At 37.1% G+C, this 26,709-nt stretch carries 18 protein-coding genes; 11 read left to right on the forward strand and 7 right to left on the reverse strand.

The genetic code is table 11. The annotated features are described in order from the left end of the window. Nucleotides 1-2: 2 nt before the first annotated feature. The 4 genes from PEDSA_RS08945 to PEDSA_RS08960 all read left to right on the forward strand — a co-directional run bounded on the left by PEDSA_RS08945 (nucleotide 3) and on the right by PEDSA_RS08960 (nucleotide 4,816). Entirely contained in the window at nucleotides 3-1,019 is a 1,017-nt protein-coding gene (locus PEDSA_RS08945; RefSeq protein ID WP_013632837.1) for a LacI family DNA-binding transcriptional regulator, read from the forward strand. A 365-nt stretch (nucleotides 1,020-1,384) separates the two neighbouring features. Continuing rightward, nucleotides 1,385-2,827, forward strand: coding sequence for a Gfo/Idh/MocA family protein (locus PEDSA_RS08950; protein ID WP_013632838.1), 1,443 nt, complete (start codon nucleotides 1,385-1,387; stop codon nucleotides 2,825-2,827). A 28-nt stretch (nucleotides 2,828-2,855) separates the two neighbouring features. Beyond that, nucleotides 2,856-3,611, forward strand: a complete 756-nt coding sequence (locus PEDSA_RS08955; protein ID WP_013632839.1) for a glucosamine-6-phosphate deaminase — start codon at nucleotides 2,856-2,858, stop codon at nucleotides 3,609-3,611. Between the two features lie 17 nt (nucleotides 3,612-3,628). Next, nucleotides 3,629-4,816, forward strand: a complete 1,188-nt coding sequence (locus tag PEDSA_RS08960) for a putative glycoside hydrolase (protein WP_013632840.1) — start codon at nucleotides 3,629-3,631, stop codon at nucleotides 4,814-4,816. Between the two features lie 487 nt (nucleotides 4,817-5,303). Here PEDSA_RS08960 and PEDSA_RS19545 read toward each other — a convergent pair whose 3' ends face one another. From PEDSA_RS19545 to PEDSA_RS08980, 5 genes are all read right to left on the reverse strand, one after another. Further along, nucleotides 5,304-5,780, reverse strand: a complete 477-nt coding sequence (locus PEDSA_RS19545) for a DDE-type integrase/transposase/recombinase (protein ID WP_083811747.1) — start codon at nucleotides 5,778-5,780, stop codon at nucleotides 5,304-5,306. After that, entirely contained in the window at nucleotides 5,723-6,154 is a 432-nt protein-coding gene (locus tag PEDSA_RS19550; RefSeq protein WP_041536934.1) for a hypothetical protein, read from the reverse strand. The genes PEDSA_RS19545 and PEDSA_RS19550 overlap by 58 nt, the downstream gene beginning before the upstream one ends. Before the next feature lie 5 nt (nucleotides 6,155-6,159). After that, on the reverse strand, nucleotides 6,160-6,516 hold the full coding sequence (locus PEDSA_RS08970) for a transposase (protein WP_013631395.1): 357 nt from the start codon (nucleotides 6,514-6,516) through the stop codon (nucleotides 6,160-6,162). A gap of 581 nt (nucleotides 6,517-7,097) precedes the next feature. Then, nucleotides 7,098-7,868 carry a rhamnogalacturonan acetylesterase gene (locus PEDSA_RS08975; protein WP_013632841.1) on the reverse strand — a complete coding sequence of 257 codons (771 nt, stop codon included), beginning with the start codon at nucleotides 7,866-7,868 and terminating at the stop codon, nucleotides 7,098-7,100. Further along, nucleotides 7,865-8,620 carry a rhamnogalacturonan acetylesterase gene (locus PEDSA_RS08980; RefSeq protein ID WP_148233521.1) on the reverse strand — a complete coding sequence of 252 codons (756 nt, stop codon included), beginning with the start codon at nucleotides 8,618-8,620 and terminating at the stop codon, nucleotides 7,865-7,867. The genes PEDSA_RS08975 and PEDSA_RS08980 overlap by 4 nt, the downstream gene beginning before the upstream one ends. Nucleotides 8,621-8,906: 286 nt before the next feature. On the opposite strand from PEDSA_RS08980, the gene PEDSA_RS08985 reads away from it, so the two are divergent. From PEDSA_RS08985 to PEDSA_RS19555, 4 genes are all read left to right on the forward strand, one after another. Then, on the forward strand, nucleotides 8,907-12,158 hold the full coding sequence (locus PEDSA_RS08985) for a SusC/RagA family TonB-linked outer membrane protein (protein WP_013632843.1): 3,252 nt from the start codon (nucleotides 8,907-8,909) through the stop codon (nucleotides 12,156-12,158). Between the two features lie 12 nt (nucleotides 12,159-12,170). Beyond that, a complete protein-coding gene (locus PEDSA_RS08990; protein ID WP_013632844.1) occupies nucleotides 12,171-13,928 on the forward strand; it encodes a RagB/SusD family nutrient uptake outer membrane protein in 1,758 nt (585 codons plus the stop codon). Nucleotides 13,929-14,091: 163 nt separating this feature from the next. Further along, a complete protein-coding gene (locus PEDSA_RS08995; RefSeq protein ID WP_013632845.1) occupies nucleotides 14,092-17,106 on the forward strand; it encodes a T9SS type A sorting domain-containing protein in 3,015 nt (1,004 codons plus the stop codon). A gap of 25 nt (nucleotides 17,107-17,131) precedes the next feature. Beyond that, nucleotides 17,132-19,054: a T9SS type A sorting domain-containing protein gene (locus tag PEDSA_RS19555; RefSeq protein WP_013632846.1), complete on the forward strand. Its 1,923-nt coding sequence runs from the start codon at nucleotides 17,132-17,134 to the stop codon at nucleotides 19,052-19,054. 192 nt (nucleotides 19,055-19,246) lie between these two features. Here the strand turns inward: PEDSA_RS19555 and PEDSA_RS09005 are convergent, their stop codons facing one another. Continuing rightward, the gene (locus PEDSA_RS09005; RefSeq protein ID WP_013632847.1) at nucleotides 19,247-21,445 is read right to left on the reverse strand and encodes a hypothetical protein; all 2,199 of its coding nucleotides are present in this window, start codon (nucleotides 21,443-21,445) and stop codon (nucleotides 19,247-19,249) included. Nucleotides 21,446-21,617: 172 nt separating this feature from the next. On the opposite strand from PEDSA_RS09005, the gene PEDSA_RS09010 reads away from it, so the two are divergent. The 3 genes from PEDSA_RS09010 (at nucleotide 21,618) to PEDSA_RS09020 (ending at nucleotide 25,488) form a co-directional block, all read left to right on the forward strand. Further along, a complete protein-coding gene (locus PEDSA_RS09010; RefSeq protein WP_013632848.1) occupies nucleotides 21,618-22,670 on the forward strand; it encodes a substrate-binding domain-containing protein in 1,053 nt (350 codons plus the stop codon). A gap of 57 nt (nucleotides 22,671-22,727) precedes the next feature. Further along, complete coding sequence (locus PEDSA_RS09015) at nucleotides 22,728-23,372, forward strand: carbohydrate-binding family 9-like protein (RefSeq protein ID WP_013632849.1); 645 nt, start codon at nucleotides 22,728-22,730, stop codon at nucleotides 23,370-23,372. Between the two features lie 88 nt (nucleotides 23,373-23,460). Next, nucleotides 23,461-25,488, forward strand: coding sequence for a PAS domain-containing sensor histidine kinase (locus tag PEDSA_RS09020; protein ID WP_013632850.1), 2,028 nt, complete (start codon nucleotides 23,461-23,463; stop codon nucleotides 25,486-25,488). Between the two features lie 14 nt (nucleotides 25,489-25,502). On the opposite strand, the gene PEDSA_RS09025 is transcribed toward PEDSA_RS09020, so the two are convergent. Next, nucleotides 25,503-26,501 carry an alpha/beta fold hydrolase gene (locus PEDSA_RS09025; protein ID WP_013632851.1) on the reverse strand — a complete coding sequence of 333 codons (999 nt, stop codon included), beginning with the start codon at nucleotides 26,499-26,501 and terminating at the stop codon, nucleotides 25,503-25,505. Nucleotides 26,502-26,709: the final 208 nt, after the last annotated feature.

Below are 26,709 nucleotides of genomic sequence, written 5' to 3' on the forward strand. Positions count from 1 at the left end.
TCATGAAGCGCTTCATTACCATTAAAGATATAGCCAGAGAACTCAATATTTCTGTTTCCACAGTGTCCAGAGCACTAAGAGATACTTATGATGTTAATAAAGAGACCAGAGAGCGTGTTTTGGAAATGGCGGCAAAATTAAATTACAAACCTAACTTCAATGCAACCGGACTGGCAAAAAGAAACAGTCATAATATAGCAGTCATTTTACCTTTTATCACCAATTACTACTTTTCTACAGTAATTACCGGTATACAAGAGGTGGCATATGAGAATGGGTACAATATTGTGCTGTATGTTACCAATGATTCCCCTGACAGGGAACTTTCTATTATCGATAATCTTCCAATCACAAGCTTAGACGGACTATTAGTGTCCGTAGCTTCAAACTCAGATGCTATAGATCATTTCGAAGAAGTAATGGCTAATGGAATTCCTATCGTTTTTTTCGATCGGGTTGTAAACAACATGGAAGCATCTAAAGTAATGCAGGATGATTATAACGGCGCATTTGAAGGTGTAGAACATTTGATTAATAATGGTTACAAAAAAATCGCTCATATAGCTGGTCCTATCGGACTCACCTTTACTCAAAATCGTTTAAAAGGCTATATAGATGCGATGACAAAACATCAGCTTCCAATTCATGAAGAATGGATAATCCATTCTGGTTTCTCGCAGGAAGATGGAAAAAAAGATGCCGAAAAGCTTATGGAGTGTAAGGATAAACCAGATGCCATATTTGCTGCTAATGATCGTAAAGCCATTGGCGCTATGATGCTTCTAAAAAGTAAAGGTATAGCAATTGGAAAAGAGATTGGAATTATCGGTTTTACCAACGACCCTTCATCAGAAATCATATCCCCTTCTTTAACTACCATTGCCGAACCCGCTTTAGATATAGGCAGAAAAAGTTGTGAATTGCTTTTAAAACATATTACCAAAACTTATTTTCATCCCCAGGAAGTGGTTTTCCCTGGCAGACTGATAGTCAGAGAATCCAGTGTAAAAGAGTCTTAATTTAGTATCAAGTACCAAGACTGAGGCGAGATTAGTTCATTAGTATCTTTATCGTACCAGACTTCGGACACCGGTCTTTCAGTCTTCGGACTTTTTCAGTTCATTAGTAGATTTACTATGGACTATGGACTATCGACCATAGACTATCGACAACCAGACTTCGGACACCGGTCTTTCAGTCTTCGGACTTTTCCATTAAACATTAATAGTCATTTGTGCCTGTATTCCGACAACGGTATCGATAACGTTCTCGCTATTTTATTCTATAAAAGGTATCCAAACCTTGTTTTCTATTTAATACATTTGAGAAACAAGCTCATAAAAAGCCTATTTGTAATATCATTTTAGCACCTAAAATTATAAATATGAAGAATAACCGTAGAGAATTCCTGAAGTTTACCGGATTGGCTGGTGCAAGTATCGCTGGTTCAAATTTATTACAAGGTTTTACAAACCCGACAAACTTAAAATCAAATCATCCATTTGCAGAAAGTATTTCCGGATCTCAAACCTTCAATATGTCTGGTTATGCTGCACCAAAACTAGACACTGTAAGAGTAGGCTTTATTGGTGTTGGAAACCGTGGTTCGGCAGCGGTTTTCAGAGTTTCTCATATAGAAGGGGTTGATATTAAAGCGATATGTGATATCAGATCTGAAAAAGCAAATGCCGCGAAACAAAAATTAAATGGAAGTAAACATAGCCCAACTATATACACCGACAAGGAAAATGAATGGAAAAAACTTTGTGAACGGGCAGATATAGACCTGGTTTATATCTCTACACCATGGCATTTACATACTCCAATGGCGGTTTACGCTATGAACCACGGGAAACATGTTTGTGTTGAGGTGCCGGCAGCGAAAACCATAGATGAATGTTGGGAATTGGTAGAAACGTCTGAAAAAACCAAAAAGCATTGTATGATGCTTGAAAACTGTTGTTACGGATTCTTCGAGTTGTTAACTCTGAATATGGCCAGACAAGGATTTTTTGGTGATATTATACATTGTGAAGGTGCGTATATCCACGATTTACTAGAGGGAAATTTTTCAAAAGAAAAGTATTGGGAACAGTGGCGTTTAAAAGAGAACCTTCGTAATGGAAACCTCTATCCTACCCACGGTCTTGGTCCTGTAAGCCAGATTATGAATCTAAACCGTGGCGATAAAATGGATTATCTGGTTTCCTTGTCGTCTAATGATTTTATGATGGGGAATATGGCAAGGGAGCTGGCAGAAACAGATCCTTCATACAAGACTTATGTAAACAAGTCTTTCAGAGGAAATATGAATACCAGTATTATTAAAACCAGCAAGGGTAGATCATTAATGATACAGCATGATGTAACTTCTCCACGCCCCTACTCACGTATACATTTAGTAAGCGGAACTAAAGCTTCTGCACAGGGATTTCCTCTCCCAGAAAAGATTGCTATGGGACATAAGTGGGCTACCGATGAAGAATTTAAAGCTTTACAGGAAAAATACAGACCAGAGATATCTAAAAAAATTGGAGACATAGCCAAGAAGTTTGGAGGACATGGAGGTATGGATTTCATTATGGATTGGAGAACAATCGACTGTCTCCGAAATGGGATTCCATTTGACATTGATGTTTATGATACTGCACTTTGGAGTGCTCTTGGACCACTTAGCGAACAATCTGTGAATAACAGGTCAAATTCTATTGATGTACCCGATTTTACAAGAGGAAAATGGCAAACTAACGAACCTGTTGACGTTAAACTACTCGCGGGAGGTAATACAGGAGTACTACCTAAAAGAGGCAGTAATACAACATTTTAATATTTTTTAACAAATAATTTTTTAATACATGAAAATCACTATTTCTGAAAACCCGTCTAAACTTGGCGAGGTTGCAGGGAAATATGCGGCCGATTTAATCAAAAAAACGATTGAAGAAAAAGGGCAGGCAAACGTTATACTTGCGACAGGAACCAGTCAGTTCGAGACAATCAATCAACTCATTAGAGAAGGCATAAACTGGAGTAAAGTTGTTATGTTTCATCTTGATGAATATATAGGCTTACCGGTAACTGAACCTGCCAGCTTTAGAAAATATTTAAAAGAGCGCTTTTTAGATAAGGTTTCTCCTTTAAAAGAAGCTTATCTGATTAATGGTGAAGTAAATGCTGAAGAGGAAATCGCAAAATTAAAAGCCCTTATTGAAAAACACCCTATTGATGTTGCTTTAGTTGGGATTGGTGAAAATGGCCACTTAGCATTCAACGATCCTCCGGCAGATTTTGACACAGAAGAACCTTATTTAATTGTTAATCTTGACGAACAATGCCGTCAACAACAATTTGGCGAGGGTTGGTTTACTTCTATAGACGAAGTTCCCGCACAAGCTATCAGCATGTCTGTAAAACAGATTATGAAATCTAAACATATCATTTGCTCTGTACCAGACGAAAGAAAGGCTAAAGCAGTAAAAGATAGTTTGGAAGAAAGAGTAAGCAACCTATTTCCGGCGAGTATCTTACAGTTACATCCAAATTGCAGCTTCTATTTAGATAAAGCTTCAGCTAGTTTACTATCTTCGGTTGCAGAAGCAAAAGAAGCATAATCTAAAAGTATAAACAGATGAAAAAGAACATCCTGTTAAGCCTTTTCGCATTTGCCTTGTCTACCAATATATTTGCTCAGGACAAGGCAAATTTGTTTAATCAGGTTCCATTAAACGGTATTCCTTTAGCCCAGATTTTTGACAATCAAATAAAAGACAAATCCCTATATCAGCAGAACCAAAATAAAGTATATTATATCTGGGGTTCACGTTTGGCTCAACAACCTGCTGGGGTTACAGGCAGTAAATATTTTCCATCTATCCGTAATCCGGACAGAAAATTGGATATCAAATGGTATCAGGAAAATCACCCCGACTGGATTATGTACCAGGAAGACAAGAAAACTCCCGCATATGGATACATTTATAGCTATGGAGGGCTCGTACCGTTAGATGTTTCTAATCCGGAAGTACGTGAATTTTATCTGCAGAAGTTTATTCTTCCGGCAGTAAATTCCGGATATAAAATGGTCGCTATGGATAATGTTGATCTGGGTAACTGGCCAAAAGCAGTTGGCAGATATTCTGCAGAAAAATGGGTGCAACTATATACTGGCCAAAGAAACGATCCTGCTTTCCATAAAAGTATGATGGAGTGGATGCAATTTTTAAAAGAAAGATTGAATCCTTTAGGTGTAGCTGTAGTAGCCAATATTAAAGCCACCACAGCACCTGAAAATGTAGTGCTAAATACTATTAACGCCGTTGACGCCTGGTTAGATGAGAATGGTTTTGTACATAGAGGTATAAAAATAACCGATAAGAAATGGGAAGAAGCCATAGCTATTATCAATAAAATCGCTTCTGAAAAAGGTTATATTTCTATTAACCAACTGAAAGGTGAAAGTGCCGCAGACTGGCCAAAAGACCAGGTAGAATACGCCATTGGCAGTTATTTATTGAGCAGAGGTCCTAAAAGCCTTTTAGCGATGGTGGGTTATACAGATAAAACCATTTACCATCATTATCTGTACAGGAAGGAAATGGATACTGATATTGGTGAGCCTATAGCAGAACCCGTAAAACTGGATTCGGGCTTATGGATTCGAAAATTTTCAAAAGGGATGGTTATTGTCAATCCATCCTCAAAAGAGGTGCGTTCCTTTAGCCTTCCCAAAGGAAACTGGAAAACTTTAGATGACGATAGTTTAAAAGGAAACATTACCATTCCCGCTGCTTCAGCAAAAGTTCTGTCGATCAAATAAGTTAGCCTTTAAAAAATAAAAACGGTTGGCTTAAAAGTTCTCGTCACCCCATCTAAATTTAAGAAATAAAAGTTTTTAGTCTGCGCAGGGCCTTCTGAATGAAGGCCCTGCTTTGCCATATAATAAATCAGGATAGCGACAATAATTCCCGTTCCGGGACAGCGGTCTTCCAAGGTAAATCTGCGACAAAGAAAAATACTTAGGTCCTCGCAGCAAACATAGAGATAAGACAGGTTGAGGAATAAACCCTAATATATTCGATTGAAACTCGGATGAAACTCGGATAAAAGACGGATGAAACTCGGACAAAACAGGGAAAATATCCCTATTTTGCCCGAGTTCAATCCTTGTTTGTCCTGTATTTAATTACTGTGTCCTATACTAGATTTACTTGACAAATTTGGACGGTAATTACTAATTTTGGTTTACAATTTATATTATTTTCCCGATATTACTTTACACTAAATTTTATTTTCCTGATTTCACTTTACCATGCATTACTTGATGCATGTTTTGCTTGTGGTGTTTGAAGCTGGCAAGAGAAGTGGGGTCTGATCTGGTTATAACTGATAATTGCGTTTTCTACTGCATCTTTAGCTTTTTGGTATGAGTCAAAAGATTGGTATAGATTAAATTCTTGTTTTAAAATACCATTCACCCGCTCTGCGATAGCATTATCATAAGGGCTTCCATTTTGCGTCATGCTAATTTGTACATTTTGGCTGATCAATAATTGGACATAATCGTCACAGCAGTATTGAATTCCCCTGTCAGAGTGATGAATAAGAGGTCTTTTTGGGTATAATCTTGATTTTAACGCCATCTGAAATGCTTTTATGCATCCTTCTGCTTTTAAGTTTCGACTTAAGTTATAACCTACAATTTTTCTTGAATAAGCATCTGTAATCAAACTAAGATAGATAAAACCTTTTTTGTTTTTAAATAGGTAATATCGCTCACCCATATTTCTTCTGCCATTATAGCTTTACGTCTTTGCACCAGATCCGGCCATTTCTTAAAATGATGAAAGGAATTGGTCGTTCTGGCATATAATCTCCGGGGCTTAACCAGCAAATTATTTTCCTTTAATAAGCAGAAAAAAGCATCTCTTCCCATCGAAATCTGATGAGCAGATAGGAATTTTTGCAGCATGGAGTGCATCTTAAGGCCGCCGATGTGGGGCAATTCACTTTTTATTTGTCGAACCTGTTCTATCACTAAAGTTCTTTGTAGTTGTTTCTGTCCCTTATTTTCAGCTAGCTGATACCAACCTTGACGACTTTTACCAAACAAAGCACAAATTGTTGTTAGGGAAATTTCATGATATATTTCTTTCATTTGTCCTACTGTTTGGTACCAGGCTTTTTTACAATATCTACCCCCATTTCCCGTTCGGCATTACGAATGAGCATTTCTAATGCGGTGATCTTAAGTTTTGCCAACGCTAATTCCTCTTCAAGCTTAGCGGTGTTTGAGGGCGTTAATTCCGCAGGAGAACTTGTCTCTGGGGCTGGGTCAGGATGATGCTTATTGTACCACTTTACAAAGTAAAATACATTGTCTGAATTTAAATTGTATTTCTTGCCAACCTGACTGGCGCTATAGTCACCCAAAATATATTCTCGGGCAACTGCAATTTTAAAACTGTCTTCGAATAAAGGAGTACGACCTTTGCTCTTTCCTTTTCTTGGTTTTTCCATTGTTCTTTAAAGTTAGGATTTTGTCCAAACTTGTAAAGTGGATTTAGGAACGGACATATGTCTCTCGAATCATTTATATATCAATCCATAATCTGTCTGAAGGAAGTGTTTAGTGAAAGGTTTCTACGGATAGTAATGTTTATCAACAAAAGAGTTGTTAGATTTTGATTAATTAAAGAAGTAAACAATACGACCTCGCTTAATCTCCCTCATCCGCTTTCAGCCACCTTCTCCCTTCCGGAAGGGACTCCTTTGTTCCGAGGGAACCCCTTGGAGGAGCATAGAGAAGGACAATTCGAAAATTAACATTACTGCCACATGACAGCTTGCGTTACCTCTCCTATAATCGCCTTCTACCTCTGGGAGAAGGTGCCCAAAGGGCGGATAAGGGGTAATCTTGATATGTTTTTTTGGTTTGCGCAGGGTCTTCTTTGTGAAAGACCCCGCTTGGACAGTATAACAAACCCGGACAGCGACAAATAATTGTCGTCCGAGCAGCGGTCTCTCAAAGAGGACCCTGCGACAAAGAACTGATTACCAAAATGATATTCAATTATGAAACATGCTGCGTAGCGCTAAGTTCACTTAAGATACTCTGTTACAGCCAGCTTCTGTTCTTTCATAGACTTTGCCGCTAATTCTGCAATCTTTCTTGCACCTTCAACACATAAATGGCTATCATCCTTTTTACCTTCCGGAAACTTGGAAAAACGTCCAGGTTCTATATGCAAAAACAGTTCTTTAGATTTCTCTATGCCATAGTTTTGAACCAATTCGGCGCTTAATTTATTAAGATCTACCAAAGGAACATTTAATTCTTTTGCAACATCACGTACAGCAAGTATGTAATCGCCATAAGTATCTACCAGTTTACCATTCTTATCGAATTTACGTCTAACAATAGAAGTAAATAATATAGGATTAGCGCCAAGCTTTTTCGACTCGTTTACATAATTTATCAGGTTTTGCTTATAGGTAGTCCAGGGATCAGTATGGCGTAAGGTATCTGGTTTTTGATCATTTCCGCCAAACATGATGAACACATAATCTCCAGGTTTTATCTGCGCTTTCACTTTATCCCAAAACCCCTCATCTCTAAAACTTTTCGAACTTCTTCCACTTCTCGCAGCATTGTTTATCTTAACACCAGGTTTAACAAATTCCGGCATCATTTGCATCCAACCCCTAATTGGGTAACCTTCTCCTCCGAATTTATTAAGGTAACTCTCCTCAAAATTACACATCGTAGAATCTCCTATAGAGTGAATTACAGGTGTTTCTTTATACCATTTAAAAGCAAACAGTGCTATTAAGACTATAATAAATGAATATTTAATTCCTGTTTTTCTCATTTTACAAGGTATTTAGCTAATGGATTTTTTATTTCTTTAAGGCCTTGTGTGGCTAATTCTGCAACTTTCAGAGCGCCTGCTTCGCATAAATGAGTATCGTCTTTCTTTCCTTTAGGAAGCTTAGCTGTAACGCCCGGCTCGACATACATATACAGTTTTTTTGACTCTTCAGGACCAAGATTTTCTACCAATTCAGCAGTTTTTTTGTTTAAGTCAATTAAGGGTACATTCATTTCTCTTGCGAGATCTCTGACTACCGTAACATATTCACCATGGGTGTCTACCAGTTTTCCACTCTTGTCAAAGTTTCTTCTTACGATAGAAGTCAATAAAATTGGGTTTGCTTTTTTCGCCCTTACTTCATTCACATAGTTTCTGATATTTTCTTTAAAAGTTGTTTGAGGATCTGTATGACGCAGTGTATCTTCTTTTGCATCATTATGTCCAAATTGGATAAATACATAATCACCTTCTTTTACTCGGTTAATCACTTTGTTCCATAATCCTTCATTTCTATAAGATTTAGAACTGCGTCCGCTAGCTCCCTGATTCACAATATTTATAGAACCATCAAAAAACTGATCTATCATCTGCATCCAACCTCTGCCAGGATAATTATCAGCAGTATTAGCCTTGCTCATGGTGGAATCACCAATGGAATAAAGTGTAACCTTATCTTTTTGCATATTGAATCCACACATAATCAAAAAGATTCCAATAAAGATCAGCCTTCTATCAAACTTACTCATCATAAAAACATTTAGGTTATTATTAATTAACTACTTAAATATCGGATACCTGATTCAAAAACCCGAAAAAAGTACCAATAGATTGTTTCAAAATCGCCGATAACGTTATCGATAGCGTTTCCGAGAACGCTTGCATTAATTTTTTGACGGTTTTAAATCACTTCCTCGTCAGAAAAATGTAATCTTGTTTTAACACACTGAGGACTGGAGCAGTATCAAAACATCGGGACGAAAAATCTTAATGTTTTTCAAGTCTTTAAATAATTGATAACCTATAAACTTATTAAATATGATGCTAAAACTGCTTAAATTTATCGTTGTACTTGTCATTAGCAGCTCGGGGCTGTTACATGCTCAAACTAAAATAAGGGGTAAGGTATTGAGTAAAGGTGATAGAGGACCTTTAATTGGAGCTAGTGTAGGTATAAAAGGTGATACCCAGGGCACATTAACCGATCAAACTGGTAGTTTCTCTTTAAATATACAAAAAGGAAAGACTGATGTTATATTGGTTGCCAGATATATTGGGTTTATTCCTCAGGAAGTTTCTTTAAAGGACCAAACAGAAATCAATTTCTTACTGGAAGAAGAGCCTTTACAGCTAAAAGAAGTTGTTGCAATTGGTTACGCAACTGTTGAACGTAAAGATTTAACTGGTTCTGTATCTTCTATCAATGAAAAACAACTCAAAGATATTCCTGTAAATTCTGCAGCCGAAGCACTTACGGGCCGTCTTGCCGGAGTTCAGGTAACTACCTCCGAAGGAAGCCCGGGAGCAGAAGTACAGATAAAAGTACGCGGAGGTGGTTCCATAACACAAAGTAACGATCCTTTATACATTATAGATGGTGTACAGGTAGAAGATGGTTTAGCGAGCTTATCCCCTCAGGATATTGCTTCTGTAGATGTTCTAAAAGACGCATCGGCAACTTCCATCTACGGAGCCAGAGGCGCTAACGGAGTAGTCATTATTACCACTAAAGGCGGTAAAGAAATGAAAACCCAGGTGAATTACAATAACATATTTGGTATAAAAACCCTTGCCAATAAGCTGGATGTGATGAAACCCTATGATTTTGTTCTTTACCAATACGAACGTTCAAGAGGATTAAGCAATACTGAAACTGCCTTTGAAACCAGATATGGTACATGGGCTAATATAGAACAATATAAACAAACTCCATTTATAGACTGGCAGGAAAGAACTTTTGGCAATGATGCCTTTATGCAAACTCACAATGTGAGCGTAGTTGGCGGGACCAAAGCCACACAATACAACCTCAGCGTAACCAGTAACAACGATGATGGTATTATGCTTAACTCCAGCTTCGACAGAAAGTTGGTAAATTTCAAATTCGATAACAAAGTAAGCAATAAGCTAAGAGTTGGATTTAATGTAAGATACACTAAGCAAAATATTTTAGGAGCCGGTACTTCTGATGCGGGGGCCACCACCTATAATATGCTTCGACATACGATTAAATATATGCCATTAAACATAGGCAACCTTGCAGAAGATGAAATTGACGAAAGTTATTATGAAGACACTAATACCGGAAATGCTATTGGTATAATTAACCCTGTTGCGTTAAGCAATGCCCAATACCGAAACAGGGAAATGCAAATTACCAACCTTAACGGATACCTCAATTATAACTTTAACAAAGTTCTTTCTTTTAGAAGCACATTTGGTGTTAATTATAACAGGCAATCTACCGAAAATTTCGAAGATGGCATTACATCCCGGTCGAGGGTATTGGGTGCCCGTTTACCAATGGCCGGTGTACTTGATGCCAATAAAGACAACTTAACTTTTTCTAACGTATTAACGTTTAATCTAAAAAAACTTAAAGATCACAAATTAGATATTTTGCTGGGCAATGAGTTTTATAATATTGACTATAAAAGCTCTGAAATCCAATTAAAAAACTTCCCTGCAGGAATTCCGGCCGAAAAAGCCCTGGGACAGCTAAATCTTGGAACCTTACTTACATCTCCGGAACTCTACCCTCTAACATACAAGTCGGCCACAAGGACGCTATCTTTCTTTAACCGTACCAATTACAGCTATAAAGATAAGTTTTTAGCAACTGTCAGTTTTAGAACAGATGCCTCTTCCAGGTTCGCAGAGGGTAACAGATGGGGGTATTTCCCTTCAGGATCTGTGGCATGGCGGATTTCGCAGGAAGACTTTATGAAAGATATTCCTCTGATTTCTGATATGAAACTACGTCTGAGTTATGGTTCTTCCGGTAACGACCGTATAGACGATTACCTGTTCATGAACGTATACAAAGGAAATGCAAAGTATGCACTGAACGAAGAGATTATCCCCGGATATGCCGTTGAAGAACTTGCCAATAAAAATCTGGTGTGGGAAACTACCGTTTCGAAAAACATTGGACTAGATCTCTCTTTATTAAGAAACCGTATACAACTTACAGTAGACGCTTATCAGAACAAGGTACATGATTTACTAATCCGCGTTCCAATTCCGTCTACATCAGGTTTTACCTCACAACTGCAAAATATAGGCAGAACGGCCAACAAAGGGCTGGAATTCCAGATTACAGCCACTCCCGTAAGCAACAGAAATTTTAGCTGGAATACCAATTTCAATATGGCTTTTAACAGAAACAAAATTGAGAAAATATCTGACAGGCAAGACTTTTATTTCCAGAACTCCGGCTTTGGTATTTCAGGACAACCTGCAGACTATATCGTTCAGGTAGGACAGCCTGTTGGAGCTATGTACGGTTTTGTATCTGATGGGTTTTATACTACAGATGACTTTGATTATGATGCAGCAACGTCACGATACACACTTAAAGCAGGTATGACAGATGTATCGGGTGTTATTGGTATAGCTCAACCGGGTTGGATGAAACTGAAAGATCTTGATGGCAACCATGTGATTGATGAGAATGACAAAACCATTATTGGAAATGCAAACCCCAAATTTACAGGAGGACTAAACCAGCAGTTCACTTATAAAAACTTCGACATGAGCATTTTTGTGAATTTTGTTGTTGGCAACGATGTTTACAATGCCAACAAAATAGAATTTACGAATGCCTATAGTTCCTATGCCAACTCTTTGGATATGGTTTCTAACCGTTGGAAAACCATTGACCAAAATGGTAACAGGATACAACAGGTAGAAACTATTGGCGGACAACAATATGTGACAGGAGTTGCACCTGAAATATTATCAGCGATAAATAAAGATGCTTCTATGTGGATACCAATTAGCGGTACAGGAGCATGGTACCCAACATCGTGGGCTATGGAAGATGGGTCTTTTCTGAGAATAAATAACATTACACTCGGTTATACCTTTCCAACAAAACTTGTAAACCGTTTCAAAATTAATAAACTAAGAGTATATGGAACAGTCAATAACCTGGCAGTATTTACCAATTACTCGGGCTACGACCCTGAAGTAAATACCAGAAGAGCTATACCCGTAACTCCGGGAGTCGATTACGCAGCTTATCCGCGCAGCAAGACATTCATATTCGGACTTAATCTCTCATTATAAAATTGATTCATAATGAAAAGAAAAACTTATTCGTATCATTTTATAGCACTAGGCTGCTTGTTAATGATTACAACGGCTTCATGTAAAAAATATTTAAACTCAGATCCTTCTTCTGCTTTTGATGAAAGTTACGTATTCAGTACAGTTCCCAATGCAACAAGTGCAGTTCTGGGGGCTTATGACAGACTTGCAGGATTACAGGCATACGGCAGTCGTTTGAGTTTAATGTATCCTTATGACAATGATGAGATGGTAGGCGTACTAAATACCACAGCACCAGATAACAGCTCAAGAGATTTATCAAGGTATAATGTACAACCAACTAATGCGCAACTGAAATTACCTTTCGAACAATTGTATTCAGGAATAGAACGAGCCAACTCCTGCATTAAGAATATTCCTGCTATGGCATTATACCAAAATGGTTCTGAAGAAGAGAAGAAACAGCTAAGAAGATTACACGGTGAAGCATTAACGCTAAGAGCCCAATTCTATTTTGAATTGATAAGAAATTGGGGCGATATTCCTGCTCCTTTTGAACCATCTATAGATCAGCCGGATTTATTTTTGGGAAGGACCGACAGAGACACCATTTACAACAGGCTTATAGCAGACCTTGAAAAAGCAACAGAATTAGTACCCTGGAGAACTGAGGTAGCTTCTGATGAAAGAATAACGAAAGGTGCTGTAAAAGCCTTACGAGCAAGGCTGGCTATCCATAGAGCAGGTTATTCTTTAAGAAGAGCTTCGGGTATGATGGAACAACGTACCGATTCTTTAAAATATTACAAGATTGCGAGAGATGAGTGTTATGACATTATGCAACGTCGTGATCAGCATACACTAAATCCAAGCTTCAAAGCTGTATTTAAAGATGGAATTGATTCTTATAAGATTGATCCTTATGGAGAAGTTTTATTTGAAGTAGCTATGGGCCGCGAAACAGACAGTAATATCGGCTATTATGATGGTCCAAGATTTTACGTTCCGGGAAATACATCTTTACTAGGCAACGGGCAAATAAGAGTTATACCTAGTTATTTCTATGATTTTGATTCTTTGGATGTAAGAAGAGATGTTACCTGTGCTCCTTATTATAACAGTCCTGAATATTATAAAACAGTGCAACCATTATTAAATATGACTAGTGGCAAATTCCGTTCAGACTGGATTACTCCAAAACTAAGTTCTGCAATACAGGCAACAGGATTAAACTGGCCATTAATAAGATTCTCAGATGTACTGCTTATGTTTGCTGAAGCAGAGAATGCTTTAAATCCAGCAGCACCTACCAGAGCTGCTATTGAAGCTTTTGAAGAAGTAAGAATAAGAGGGTTTGGTGGAAATGCTTCTTTAATTGGAACAACACCGACGACACATGATGCTTTTCGCACTGCTATTGTTAATGAAAGATCTTTTGAATTCGGTGGAGAGGGCATCAGAAAATATGACCTGATAAGGTGGAACCTCCTGGGGCAGAAGATTACCGAAGTAAGAGAAAAGCTGACTAAAATGAGGCTTAAACAGGCTCCGTATAACAACCTACCGCAATATATGTATTACAAACCGTCGTCTACTGAAGTTATCTGGAGCCATTCTTTGTACAAGCCGACTCCAAGCAAAGCTCCTACAGGTTTTACCCGGGTTAACTGGATTGTAGCCCTAACTGATACATGGATTACCAATGTTGCCCAATTGTTTCGGCCTAATCACAGCGAACTATATCCATTGCCTCAATCAGCCACAGATGCTAATCCAAACCTAAAATAAACTGATGGATATTAATTGATTTAACATATAAATAATCCGGTAGAATAACAAACTACCGGATATATATATACCAATTATAAACACTACCCTAACCGTCTATAAGGTTGGAAAAGGAAATTTTACACCTATAATTTCTAATCACATACTTAAAACATGACCAGTTATGAAAAGAAATTTACACATTCTGCTTATACTTTTGTGCTTTACTTTTTATAAAGTAAACGCTCAAACAGCCGCAAATGCTTCATGGTCGCTTACCAGCAATCAAAATGCAGTAACAAGTGGTTCTGTAACAGCAACAAATCAGTTATTACATACACTAAACCATTTTGATTATATCAGTGGAGGTGAAAGAACTATTCCTTCAGGAAATACCTGGCCCGCAGAAAGTTCGTATAATGCTACGCGGTACATGGAATATGCCATAGCACCCGCAAGCGGTTACACACTCAATATTTCGGAGATTGAAGCATCATTGAGTTTCAACGGATCTGGTGCAGGCAGGGCAAGCATTTTCTGGTCAACAGACAAGAGCAATTTCACACCAATATCTGGTACTATTATACTCAATTCGTCTTCCTCTCCCACTCCATACACATTCGATAATCTCAACATTGACATTCATGATGGAGATACATTATTTCTCCGTATTTTTCCGTGGACTACATCTGTTATTACCGGGAAGTATCTTGTCGCTAAAAATATTAAAATCACCGGAACTGCCAGTACAGCTCCTCAGGTTACATGGCCTTTAACGGCAAATCAAAGTGCTGTTTCTTCTGGCAACATCGCCGCGCATAATCAAAAACTAAACAACCTTACAGTTAATAACTATATATCGGGCAATGGTGGTCAACGGATTTTACCATCTTCAGGTACATGGCCGGCTGAGTCTGTTCCAAACACCAACAGATTTATTGAATACAAAATCAGCCCTTCAAATGCTCATGACATGACCATTAAGGAGCTAAGTATTCCGCTGAGCTTTAACTCATCTTCTTATGCACATGCCAGAATAGCCTGGTCATCAGACAGTGTTAATTTTACAAACTTAGCTACCGATATTTCCGTTGCTACGGGTTCGGTTCCTGTAGAACATAAATTTGAAAATCTCCATATCGAAATCCCTTTTGGAAAAGCCTTCTACTTAAGAGTATATCCATGGACAACATCGTCTATAAGCGACAAGTATCTTGTTTCTAAAAATGTCAGGATAAAGGTCCAGACGAATATAATTTCGCAAATAGCGTTTCCGGAAGCCGAGGGTGGCGGAAGAAATGCATCTGGTGGCCGGGGTGGTCAAATATACTATGTCACTAATCTGAATAATTCAGGAACGGGCAGTTTACGCGATGCCGTGAGCGAAGGAAACAGAACCATATTATTTAAAACTTCGGGTACTATATTTCTTGAGAGTCCTATTGTCATTCAGAAAGATAACATTACGATTGCTGGACAAACTGCTCCCGGAGACGGCATCTGTTTAGCCAATTACGGTCTGGCTATCAGCGCTAGCAACGTTATCATCAGATATTTAAGATCCCGCCCCGGAGACATAATTACCCGTCCGGGTGATTCTACTAAAACGGTAGATGCCATGTACAATACATTCGGTACACCTATACAAAATCCATTTCGAAATATTATTGTAGATCATTGTTCGCTAAGCTGGTCTACAGACGAGGCAGCTTCTTTCTATGCTATTGCAGCCTTTACATTACAATGGAGTATCATTAGCGAAAGCTTGTACAGGGCCGCACACCCAAAACCAACTCCACATGGATATGGAGGTATATGGGGAGGTCAAAACGCTTCTTTTCATCACAACCTATTGGCCAGCCATAGTAATCGTAACCCCAGATTTTCTGGAAGCGAAAATAATGGACAACCTGAACTGGAATATGTGGATTTCAGGAACAATGTCATTTTCAATTGGTACGGTGGAACTTACGGTGGAATTGGGGGACATCAGAACATGGTAAATAACTATTATAAAGGTGGTCCTGCTACAGCAGGTACATTTCGAAAAAAACGTATTTTAAGCTACAGTAACGCTACCACTATTCAGCATGGAAAATTCTATATAGATGGTAATTATGTAAACGGATTTCCAGATGTTACTGCAGATAATTGGACCGGAATTGACATAGCCTCTGGTATACCTGTAGATTCAATAAAGGCAACTACTCCATTTAGTTATACTGCCGTTAATACCCAAAGCGCAACAGATGCTTATTCATCTGTACTTAACAGCGCCGGAGCAATATTGCCAAGACGAGATACGGTAGACAGGCGTATTGTGAAAGAGGTGCAAACGGGTGTTACTACTTTTGCAGATACCAGCTTCTCTGTTTCGGGAATGGATTCTCCGTCGGGTATCATAGACAGCCAAACTACTGTTGGTGGTTGGCCAACGCTCAATACGACAATCTATCCTAAAGATAGCGATAATGACGGTTTACCTGACTGGTGGGAAGCTAAACAAAATGGAAACAGCACAGACTCTACCAGTGTAAACCGCAATGCATACGCTACTGATGGATATACATTTTTGGAAAAATACATTAACAGTATTCCCTCTCCGGACCAACAGGTAGTTTTTGAAAATGTAAACGGTGCCAGACTCAATAATAGTGACACTGTTCAAGTTAATTTTAACGTTGATTGGGGAAAAGATCAGTATAAATTCGAGCTGTACCGTTCTAGTGATAACAATACCTTCAGTAAGATTAAGGAGATCAATGGTGATATCAACAAGACCAATTACTTCTTTCAGGATATATTTTCTACCGAAACTCCTGTTTATTACAAAATAGGCAGTATCAGAAATGACCATACCGGAAGTATTTTTTATAGTAATACTATTCAATTACCGAGCGAAGAAAGTACGCTTTCTATAAAAGCCTTATCACCGGAAACAAAAAATCAGATACAGAAGAATCAATTCAGTTTATATCCAAATCCGGCAGATAAACAAATTATTATAAAGCACAATGCTGCTTTAGCGGGTTCGGTAATTTTTGTTTCGGATATGAGCGGAAAAATTCGATCTAAACATATACCCGATTTAAATGATACCAGCAGTACTATCGAAATACATCATCTTCCTGTGGGAATTTATGTGCTGTCTTTCAAAAATTCATCTGACCAGAAAAGCATACTGTTTTATAAGAAATAAAGTCTTTAACCTTAAATCATTAGATATGAAAAAATTATTTACGCTTTTATTAGCTATTTGTTGCTTTTCGCAACTGAAGGCACAGATAAGTGGAGATTATCGCTCTGTAAAGTCTGGGAATTGGAATGACATCGGTGTCTGGGAGATATACTCCACATCCTGGAAAGCTGCTACCACAAAGCCCGGAAGCTCCAGAAATGTAACTGTAACAGCTGGACACACAGTGACATTAGACGGCAGCAATAGTTGTAACAACTTAACTGTTGAAGCTGGCGCAACTCTAAATTCTAGTGTAAATGCTGCGGAAGAGGCTTATTTTTTACGAGTAGGCGGTGTAAGTGGAAGTAATGCCATTGTACAAAATAACGGCTTAATTGGTTCTACAAACGGAACTGGTGATGGTATTATGTTAGAAGCTGCCGCAAACGCAGCCAGCGTCATTATAAGAGGTTCAGGAATATGTCAGGTCGAGCGTTTACGAGCAGTTTCTGGGAACAATAATAACTTCGTGATGGAAATAGATCAGGATATAACAGTTACAGCTGAAAATGCCGCTGCTTTTACGGCTTATTACAATAATAGTGCGAACAAATCAACAGATAATTATACAATAACTATTAATGAAGGAAAAACAGTTAGGATATTAAATAATAGTGGATATTTTCATTTTGCAAGTAACTCAACTTCCTACCCGGGGGGTAACTATACCTATAATATCAATGGAATATTGGATATCAGCAATTCAACAGTAACATCTCACATCATTCCTGTCTCTAACAGCGCCTCAGATAAAAATGTAATTCTTAACATAAATGGCCTTTTAAAACTCGGCACAGGCTTAAACCTTATCAACTCCTCGCCTTCCGGAAACAATGATGGAAAAGTTGTCATCAACGTAAACAACGGTGGACTTATAGACGCCACTAAAACCACGACACTTACTACCGGAGACAATTATTTCAGATTGGCAGGAAATGGTTCCCTAAAAAGAAAAGTTGACAATAATGATGTCCTATTCCCTATCGGCTTACAATCAGGATCTTCTGCTAATTCTGTCATTTTAAATAATTCAGGTACAGAGACCAATTTCACTGTAAATCTTGTGAGTACATTTGATGTGAATCCGGCCAGTACACAAATTGTTAACAGACAATGGAATATCACAACGGAAGATGCAGGTGCAAATACTAATATAAAACTTAACTGGAAAGCCGCCGATCAAGGTTCGGGATTCGATCTTTTGCAAGGTGTATCTTTAGCCAGATTAGATGGAAGTTCGTGGACTCCTGTTGCAACTTCATTAACTACAGGTCCGGATGCCTCAGGCTTTTATCAGGCTGAACATTCGGGAATTACTTCTTTTGGTAGTTTTTCTTTACAGAATACCTCTACTTTGCCTTTAGACTTTGTAAATTTTAGTTTAGCTCTTAAAAAAAACACAGTATTTTCTTCAGTTGCACTGAACTGGATTACAGCAAACGAGATCAACACGAAAGACTTCCTAATTGAACGCGGTACTGATCGAAATAACTTTATTACTGTTGGAACGATATCTTCTAAAAATAATGCAGGCTTGAATTATTACAGCTTTAATGACAACTCGCCTTCTTATGGCACTAATTACTATCGTTTAAAACAGATAGATAACGATGGTAAATTTAGTTTTAGCAAGATTTTAAGTATAAATATTGATAACAAAATTGATATAGTCACCTATCCTAATCCCTCTTCAAAAGATTTACACATTTCATATCCTGCAAAAGCTTTTAATCATACTGTCATCACTATTTCTGATATGACAGGAAAGATTATCAGGAAAATAGACAATTATGATGTTAACGATTCCAGTCAATTTCTATATAACATAGAAGATCTAAAACCACAAATTTATCTCCTAACTGTCTCTAATGCAGTAATCTTTAAGAGTATTAAATTTGTAAAGAATTGATATTCCAGAGAAAATTAAAACTGGTAAAACAAATAAAATTCAGTAAAAACATCATGTCACTGCGAACGGAACGCGGCAGTCTCTTATAAAAATCATTACAAATGAGATTGCTTGCGTTCCCGAATCAAGTTTGGGACAGGATATCCTTCCCCGCAAGGACAATAATGTTTGACTTTTTTAAGACAGCCTTTTCTATTTCAAAACAGATTTTTCGTTTATTATTTTACTGAAATAATCATAATAAATAGCACCGTATATCTTAGAACCATCGTCTCCTGTTCTAACGTGGCATCCATCTGCACTCCAGTTTTTAGTTGAAAACCTGATTTGAATTTTGCCCGAAGCTGGTGCATTCTTAAGGAAAACAAGTTCCATCTTTTGGTTAATTTTTTGATTCGCCCTCACTCCTTCTTTTCGGTAATCCATATTAAGCGTACCTTTTTTAAGACTAAAGTCTACGCCATAAGCATATGGGTTCCGAACCAAAGCATCAATTCCATAAACATTTTTACCATTTACTATCACCTCATAATTCTGACGATTTTTACCATCAAATCGGTCTATTTGCGTTTCCAGATAACCAGTTAATGGATTAACCTGTAATTTCTCCGCGTCTATAATAATCTCGTTATCCCTTTTTTGTGAATATTGATAGTCATAAAAAGGTTTAACCTCTAAATTTTCGATTTTTATTTCTTTAGAAATTTCGTTCATCAAATCCCAATACCCCCATAATTCTCTGGCACCAATAACCGGCAACGGATTAACCATGGAAGCAATCTTTATTTCAGGTTTTAATTTCCTCATATGACCAACAAACTTTCTAAAATCCTGCTCGAAAACGGACAAAGACCTGATCCTGATTTCCATCCCATTAAGAACATCGATATTGTCATAAATCAACTCTTCAGAAGTTATAGGTCTGTCAAAAAATATCTGATGACTGGCTTCATCATATTTTTTAACTTTTCTTACGATGTATTCTTTATTATTAGAATAGTATCCTCCAAGAAAGACATAATCGCCTGGTTTGGGTGCCGTATCTATTTTATGATGTCCGTCTACTAAGAAGTAGGCACTGTTTTTCGTTATTTTATTTATTTTACCTACCCATTTTTGGAAGTTATAGATATCCGAAGCTTGATTATATGCTATAGATTTAATAGGCAATGTCCTGATAGATTGCAACTCACGCAAAGAGAAATTCGGATACTCGGTATAGAGCTTATATCCATTTACATTCCAATCGTCATTTGGTGTCGTCTCCATATATAAAATATCCGGCGAGAAGCTTGCTATTTTCGTATAACTGCGGTGAAAATCAGCGGGATTATTAAAGAATGCTAGTTTCCATCCCCCAATGCCCGCATTTTGGAAAGAAAAAAATCTGTTAGTTGCAAAATTGAAAATAAAATAAGGCAGATCTTTTGCATTCTTATAATTGCCTTTGATCTTTAATTCCACATTCCGCTTTTTAATATCTTTAAATCGGTAAGTTTTAACTGCTCTGTCATCTGTTTCTCTATAATCCAAACCGCTGGAAACCCTGGTTGGCTTAGTGATATCAAAAGATACATCCCCATCACCGAAAGGACTCTCTAATTCACCTTTATCAGATTTTCCTATTGTAGTTTTCTCGTAACTGATTTCCTCACCATAAGAAAAAGAAATTGCCAATTTATCTCCCTTTCCCAAAGCATTTTTCAAAGAAATCCAATGGTGAACTTCAGGATTTCCATTTTTATCCTTACCATATTTCCTGATAACCAGATAATCTAAATCTTTAGGGATATCTCCTCCTCCATAGCCTCCCTTATTATGGTCTCCTTTTAATAAATTATTATTAAGAAGTATTTTATGTGCAAAAGTAAAAGCCCGTCCCAAATCAAATTGCTTATTTATGCCATTTCCAATAAACTCCTTTTTATCTGTACCGATTGATGTCGTATTCCAGTTATTAATCGTATCATATAAATTACCATCTATATATACTTCAATTTCTGATGCAGAATTATTATCCCTTTCTATACCTTGTACAATTGTTATTTCATCGCCAACAATCGTAAATTTGATACTCGAATTTACACCAGTGATTTTTAAAGCCTCTCCTCCGAAATATTTTTGATCATTAGGCCCGTTTAAGTAAGATTTAGTACCTTTTACCTTTACCATTTTGGGTTCTATGGTAGTAGCTTTCTGTCTCTGGATATTCAAAATCGCTTCCCTTACCAATCCAGACTGTAAAAAACCACCTCCCCACGTAACAGAAGATCCGGCAAAACTTATTCGCCAATTCTTAGATGCAACATGGGAGATATCTGGGTTTTGCTGGCCAAAACAAATCAATGAAACCAGAATAAATAACAAAATAACTTGAAATTTCTTGTTCATAATCAGAAAACGTTAACGTTACCGAAAACAATTATATAAATAATTTTTAACAAATGAAATCACAGCTCCTCTTATTTTAGTTATAAACAACCTGATACTTAGCTATTACTTTTTACTTTATTATAATTATATGAAGAAATTAATACATTTGCTTAGTTAAATAAACGATGTAATGGCGAAAAAGGTAGTAAGAATAAAAGATATCGCTTTAAAATCTGGAGTATCAACCGGTACGGTTGACAGAGTTTTACACAATAGAGGACGTGTTTCTGAGGATGCCAAAAAAAAGGTTTTAGCTGTAATCGATGAGCTTAACTACGAACCAAATCTTATTGCAAGAGCTTTAGGTAACAATAAAATTTTCACCATCGCCGCGCTTATTCCGGACGGTAAACTGGATACCTACTGGGAAGCACCTGCGTCGGGGATAAAACATGCCGAAAAAGAATTGAGAGGCTACGGTATTGCGGTGGAGCAGTTTTTATTTGACCCTTATAACGTAGAAAGCTTTATTAAACAGGCAAAACAAATTACTGCAGACAATTTTGAGGGTATACTGGTATCTCCTATTTTCTACAAAGAAGTGCTACCTTTCTTAGAATATTGGAGAGAAAACGATATCCCTTTCATATTTTTCAATACACAAATTGCCGATTTTGGGCCGCTAAGCTATATCGGGCAAGATTCATTCCAGAGCGGTCTGGTTGCTGCGAAACTAATCAGCAACAGTATTTCCAATGGGTACATAGTTATAGCCCATATCGATGAAAGTACTAAAAATGCAGCTCACTTGCTTGAAAAAGAAAACGGGTTCAACTCCTTCTTTAAGAATAAGAAGGAATTTCAAACTATCACTGCTGAACTTAACAACAGTACTGAAAAGGATTTTTTCGGACAATTAGACAAACTTTTTCAAAATAATAAAGATATAAAAGCCATATACGTTACGACATCCAAGGCCTACCACATTGCTAACTATTTACAAAAGAAGAAATTAAAAGACATCAAATTGGTTGGATATGATTTGTTGGACAAAAACATCGAATATCTGGAAAACGGCCTGATAAAGTATCTTATTAACCAAAATCCATATGGACAGGGTTATTTAGGAATCTCATACTTAACTGATTATCTTGTTTTTAAGAAAAAGGTTCCCGGTATTAAACATCTTCCCTTAGATATAATTATCGCAGAGAATGCGAAATATTACATCAATAAATATTAAAACAAAAACGCCTTATGTGCTCGTTAACACCACGGCTTTTTATATATTTGCCGTAGTATGAATACCATAGCTATACATTACAACTCTTTAGTAAACACATCAAATAGTCCAGAGGATATCCACCTGTTATTAGACTCCGCCGAGAAACATTCCATTAATCAAAGTGCATGGCCTAATAAAAATTATCTCGGAAATTGTGATTTCTCTATTTTATATGGCGATAACGCTTTAGCAATTAAGTATTTTGTATCGGAAGATGAAATCAGAGCAGTGTATAGCAACATCAATGATCCGGTATACAAGGATTCCTGTGTCGAGTTTTTTGTCAGCTTAGACAATGAAAATTATTACAATTTCGAGTTCAATTGTAACGGCACATGTCTTGCTCAATACGGACCAGATAAAGCAAACAGAACTTTTTTATCACCTGTCGATATCCAGTCTATAAAAACAAATCGCAGTGTAAAACTTGTAAAAGCAAATCAATCTGATCTTGTACATTGGGAATTAACGGTAATTATTCCCTTTCATGTTTTTTCAAACGATAATATCGATTCTTTGAAAGGCGAATTACTGGGAATGAATTTTTATAAATGTGGGGACGATCTAATCCATCCGCATTATTTATCATGGAATAAAGTAAATACTCCGGCACCAAATTTTCACAGACCTGATTTTTTTGGACAAGGTATATTCAAATAATTCTACGGGACCGTTAAAAACTTCAAAAAGCTTACGATAAAATAAACTTTTTGCTATTTTTATAACAGACATTTTCCTGTAGTTTTATATGCCCGTGTTTTCACATTTATCCGAAGAGAATAATAGATCCTTAAAAGAGCAATATGTTTTAGACACCTTCAAACCTATTTTTGAAAATCACTTTCTACCATTCTATGTTTGCAGTATAAAAGGTAAGATTATCTACTATAATGAAGCGGCCATAGATCTATGGGGTCATGAACCTCCTAAAAACGCAATCTGGACAGGGGCGCAAAAAACATATAATCTGGATGGAACCGTTTTACTTCCTAAAAATAGCGAGATGGCATGCTGTTTAAATTCAAACCAGCACTCCTCCGGTTTAGAAATCTTAATAGAACTTCCCGACTCTACATTAAAAAGAGTTATTTCCAATCCAAAAATCTTTTTTGATAAAAATAATTGCCCAATAGCAGTTCATAATACACTTTTGGATATTACCCATAATAAGAAGGCTGAGGAACAACAGACTATATTTTCTGATATTGTAAAACATGCCTATAACGCCATAATCAGTAAAGACTTAAACGGTATAATAACCAGTTGGAATACGGGTGCAGAAAAGATATTTGGATATACTGAAGAGGAAATGATTGGACAATCGATTACAAAATTGATTCCTAGAGATCGGTTCCACGAAGAAGACAACATAATCGGTAGTATCAAGAGTGGCAAAAGGATCGACCATTACCAAACCGTAAGATTAAAGAAGGATGGTTCCGAGATTAATGTATCAATAACCATCTCTCCTATTTTCAATACTGCAGGAGAAATAATTGGGGCTTCTAAAATTGCCCGCGATATAACACTGGAAATTTTGCATCAGCAAGCTTTTAAAAGATATTCGGAAAATCTTGAGGTTTTGAACTCTGTTGGCAGAGCAATTTCCGAAAAACTAGATGTACAAGCGATCCTTCAAAAAGTAATTGATGCTACTACAAAGGTCACCGGAGCTAATTTTGGAGCATTTTTTTACAAAACGACAAATTCTTCTGGCGAGGAGATGATGTTATATAATTTATCGGGAGCGTCAAAAGACATTTTTGAAAAAATGGAGATGCCACGGGAGACTTCTTTATTGCATCAGGCATTTAGCGGTAACTCGCCAATCCGGATTGATGATGTAACAAAAGATGAAAGATATGGTAAGAACGCTCCTTATAATGGAATACCCGAGGGACATTTTCCTGTAAAAAGCTATTTATCTATGCCAGTAAAATTAAATTCTGGCCGCGTAATAGGAGGATTATTATTCGGGCATAAAAAAGCTGGTCAATTTACCGAAGAACACGAAAATATCGTTAGCAGTATCGCTTCTCAGGCTGCAATAGCCTTGGATAACTCGGAATTATTTGAAGAGATTAAATCACTAAATCTAAAAAAAGACGAGTTTATTGCACTTGCAAGTCACGAATTAAAAACCCCATTAACTTCAATAAAAGGGTATTTACAAATCCTGTCAAGAAGTACTCACGACAAGGAAATGAGTGATCTTTTCGTCAACAAAGCACTAATACAGGTAGGTAAACTGGAATCTTTAGTATCAGACCTTTTAAATGTATCAAAAATAGAAGCCGGTAAGCTGCAATTTAATATTGAGATTCTTGACTTGCGCCAATTGGTTTTAGAGAGTATTGAAAATTTCTCTTATACTTCCAGATCTCATAAAATCAATTTGGATGATATTAAATCTCCAGTGATCATAGAAGGTGATAAACAGCGTTTAGAACAGGTCATCATAAATCTTCTAAGTAATGCCGTTAAATATTCTCCCAAATCAGATAAAGTAGATGTATTCTTAAGCTCTGATGAAAATAATGCTATAGTGAGCATCAAAGATACCGGGCTTGGGCTGTCCAATGAAAGCCAAAAAAATATATTCACCAGGTTTTATCGAGCCGAAGGAGTAAGCAATATCTCCGGACTCGGACTCGGCCTTTATCTCACCAAAGAAATAGTCGAACGTCATCACGGAAAAATAGAGGTTGAAAGCGAATTGGGGCAAGGAGCTGAATTCACATTTACCCTACCTCTTTTTAGAAAGAAATCCTATTAAGGTGTCGTGTAAATTTAGTTTTTAACAAAGTCTAAAAGAGGAGTAATAAATCTGTTAAAGACCTCTATATGTGGCAAATGACCGACCCCATCCAATTCCACAAGTTTAGAACCAGAAATTAACTTCTGAGTTTTTCGGCCAAGCTCGTTATAAAGCCCCATCATTGGTTGTAACTCTTTTTTCGCTCTGTCTTTTCCTATTGCAGTTCTGTCACGCGTACCAATAATCAATAAAGTTGGAGTTTTAATATATTTAAATTCATAAACTACCGGCTGAGTAAATATCATATCCGTAGTTAATGCAGCATTCCATGCTATAACCGGATAATCAGCATGTAGTGTCCAACCTGCTAAAAGATTCAACCATGGCTCGTACTCTGCCTTCCATTTATTATCGTAATAAAATCTTAGCTGATAATTCCTATATGTATCCACTGTATTTTTAAGTTCTGCCTTATAATTTTCGTCAATAGACTGATAAGGAGCAAATAATTTGTAATCTTCTAAACCTATAGGATTTTCCAGAATCAGTTTTTTAGTAAAGTCGGGATACATCAGTGCGAAACGGGTAGCCAACATCCCTCCCATGGAATGTCCCAGAACCATGGCATCTTTAATTTGCAGTTTATCTAAAATAGATTTAGTGTTTTCCGCCAGCTGATTAAAACTGTATTGATAACTTTGAGGCTTTGTTGATTTCCCAAAACCTATCTGATCCGGAACAATTACCCTGAATCCCTCTGTTGTTAGGAATTTTATTGTCCGTTCCCAATACGCTCCATTAAAATTCTTACCATGAAGTAATAATATATTCCTCCCGTTAGGCTTTTCAGGCTGTATGTCCATATAAGCCATCTTTAGCGGTTGATTTTGCGATATAAACTCTAAGAAATGAACCTCATAAGGATAATTTACTGTTGATAAATCCTTGTCTAAAGGCTCTAACTTAGTTTGAGCTTTTAAAGCAATCGAGGTTGCCATAAATATTGATAGCAGAAATATTACTTTTTTCATGAAGAACGATTTTAGCCTAAGGTACCTATAAAACAAAATCGGGACAAAAACCTATCCATAAATTTTTGCCTCAACTTGTAAAAATGACTAAAATCTTAGAGTCTGTAAACTATTACACAAATTTCAAATAGACTCCCAGGATCGTGTCAACCACATTTTGTCAGGCAAAAGCTTTCGAAGCATCTGAGAACTTCAGAGCTTGTGCTAC

This window comes from Pseudopedobacter saltans DSM 12145, from assembly GCF_000190735.1.
Classification (GTDB): Bacteria; Bacteroidota; Bacteroidia; order Sphingobacteriales; family Sphingobacteriaceae; genus Pseudopedobacter; species Pseudopedobacter saltans.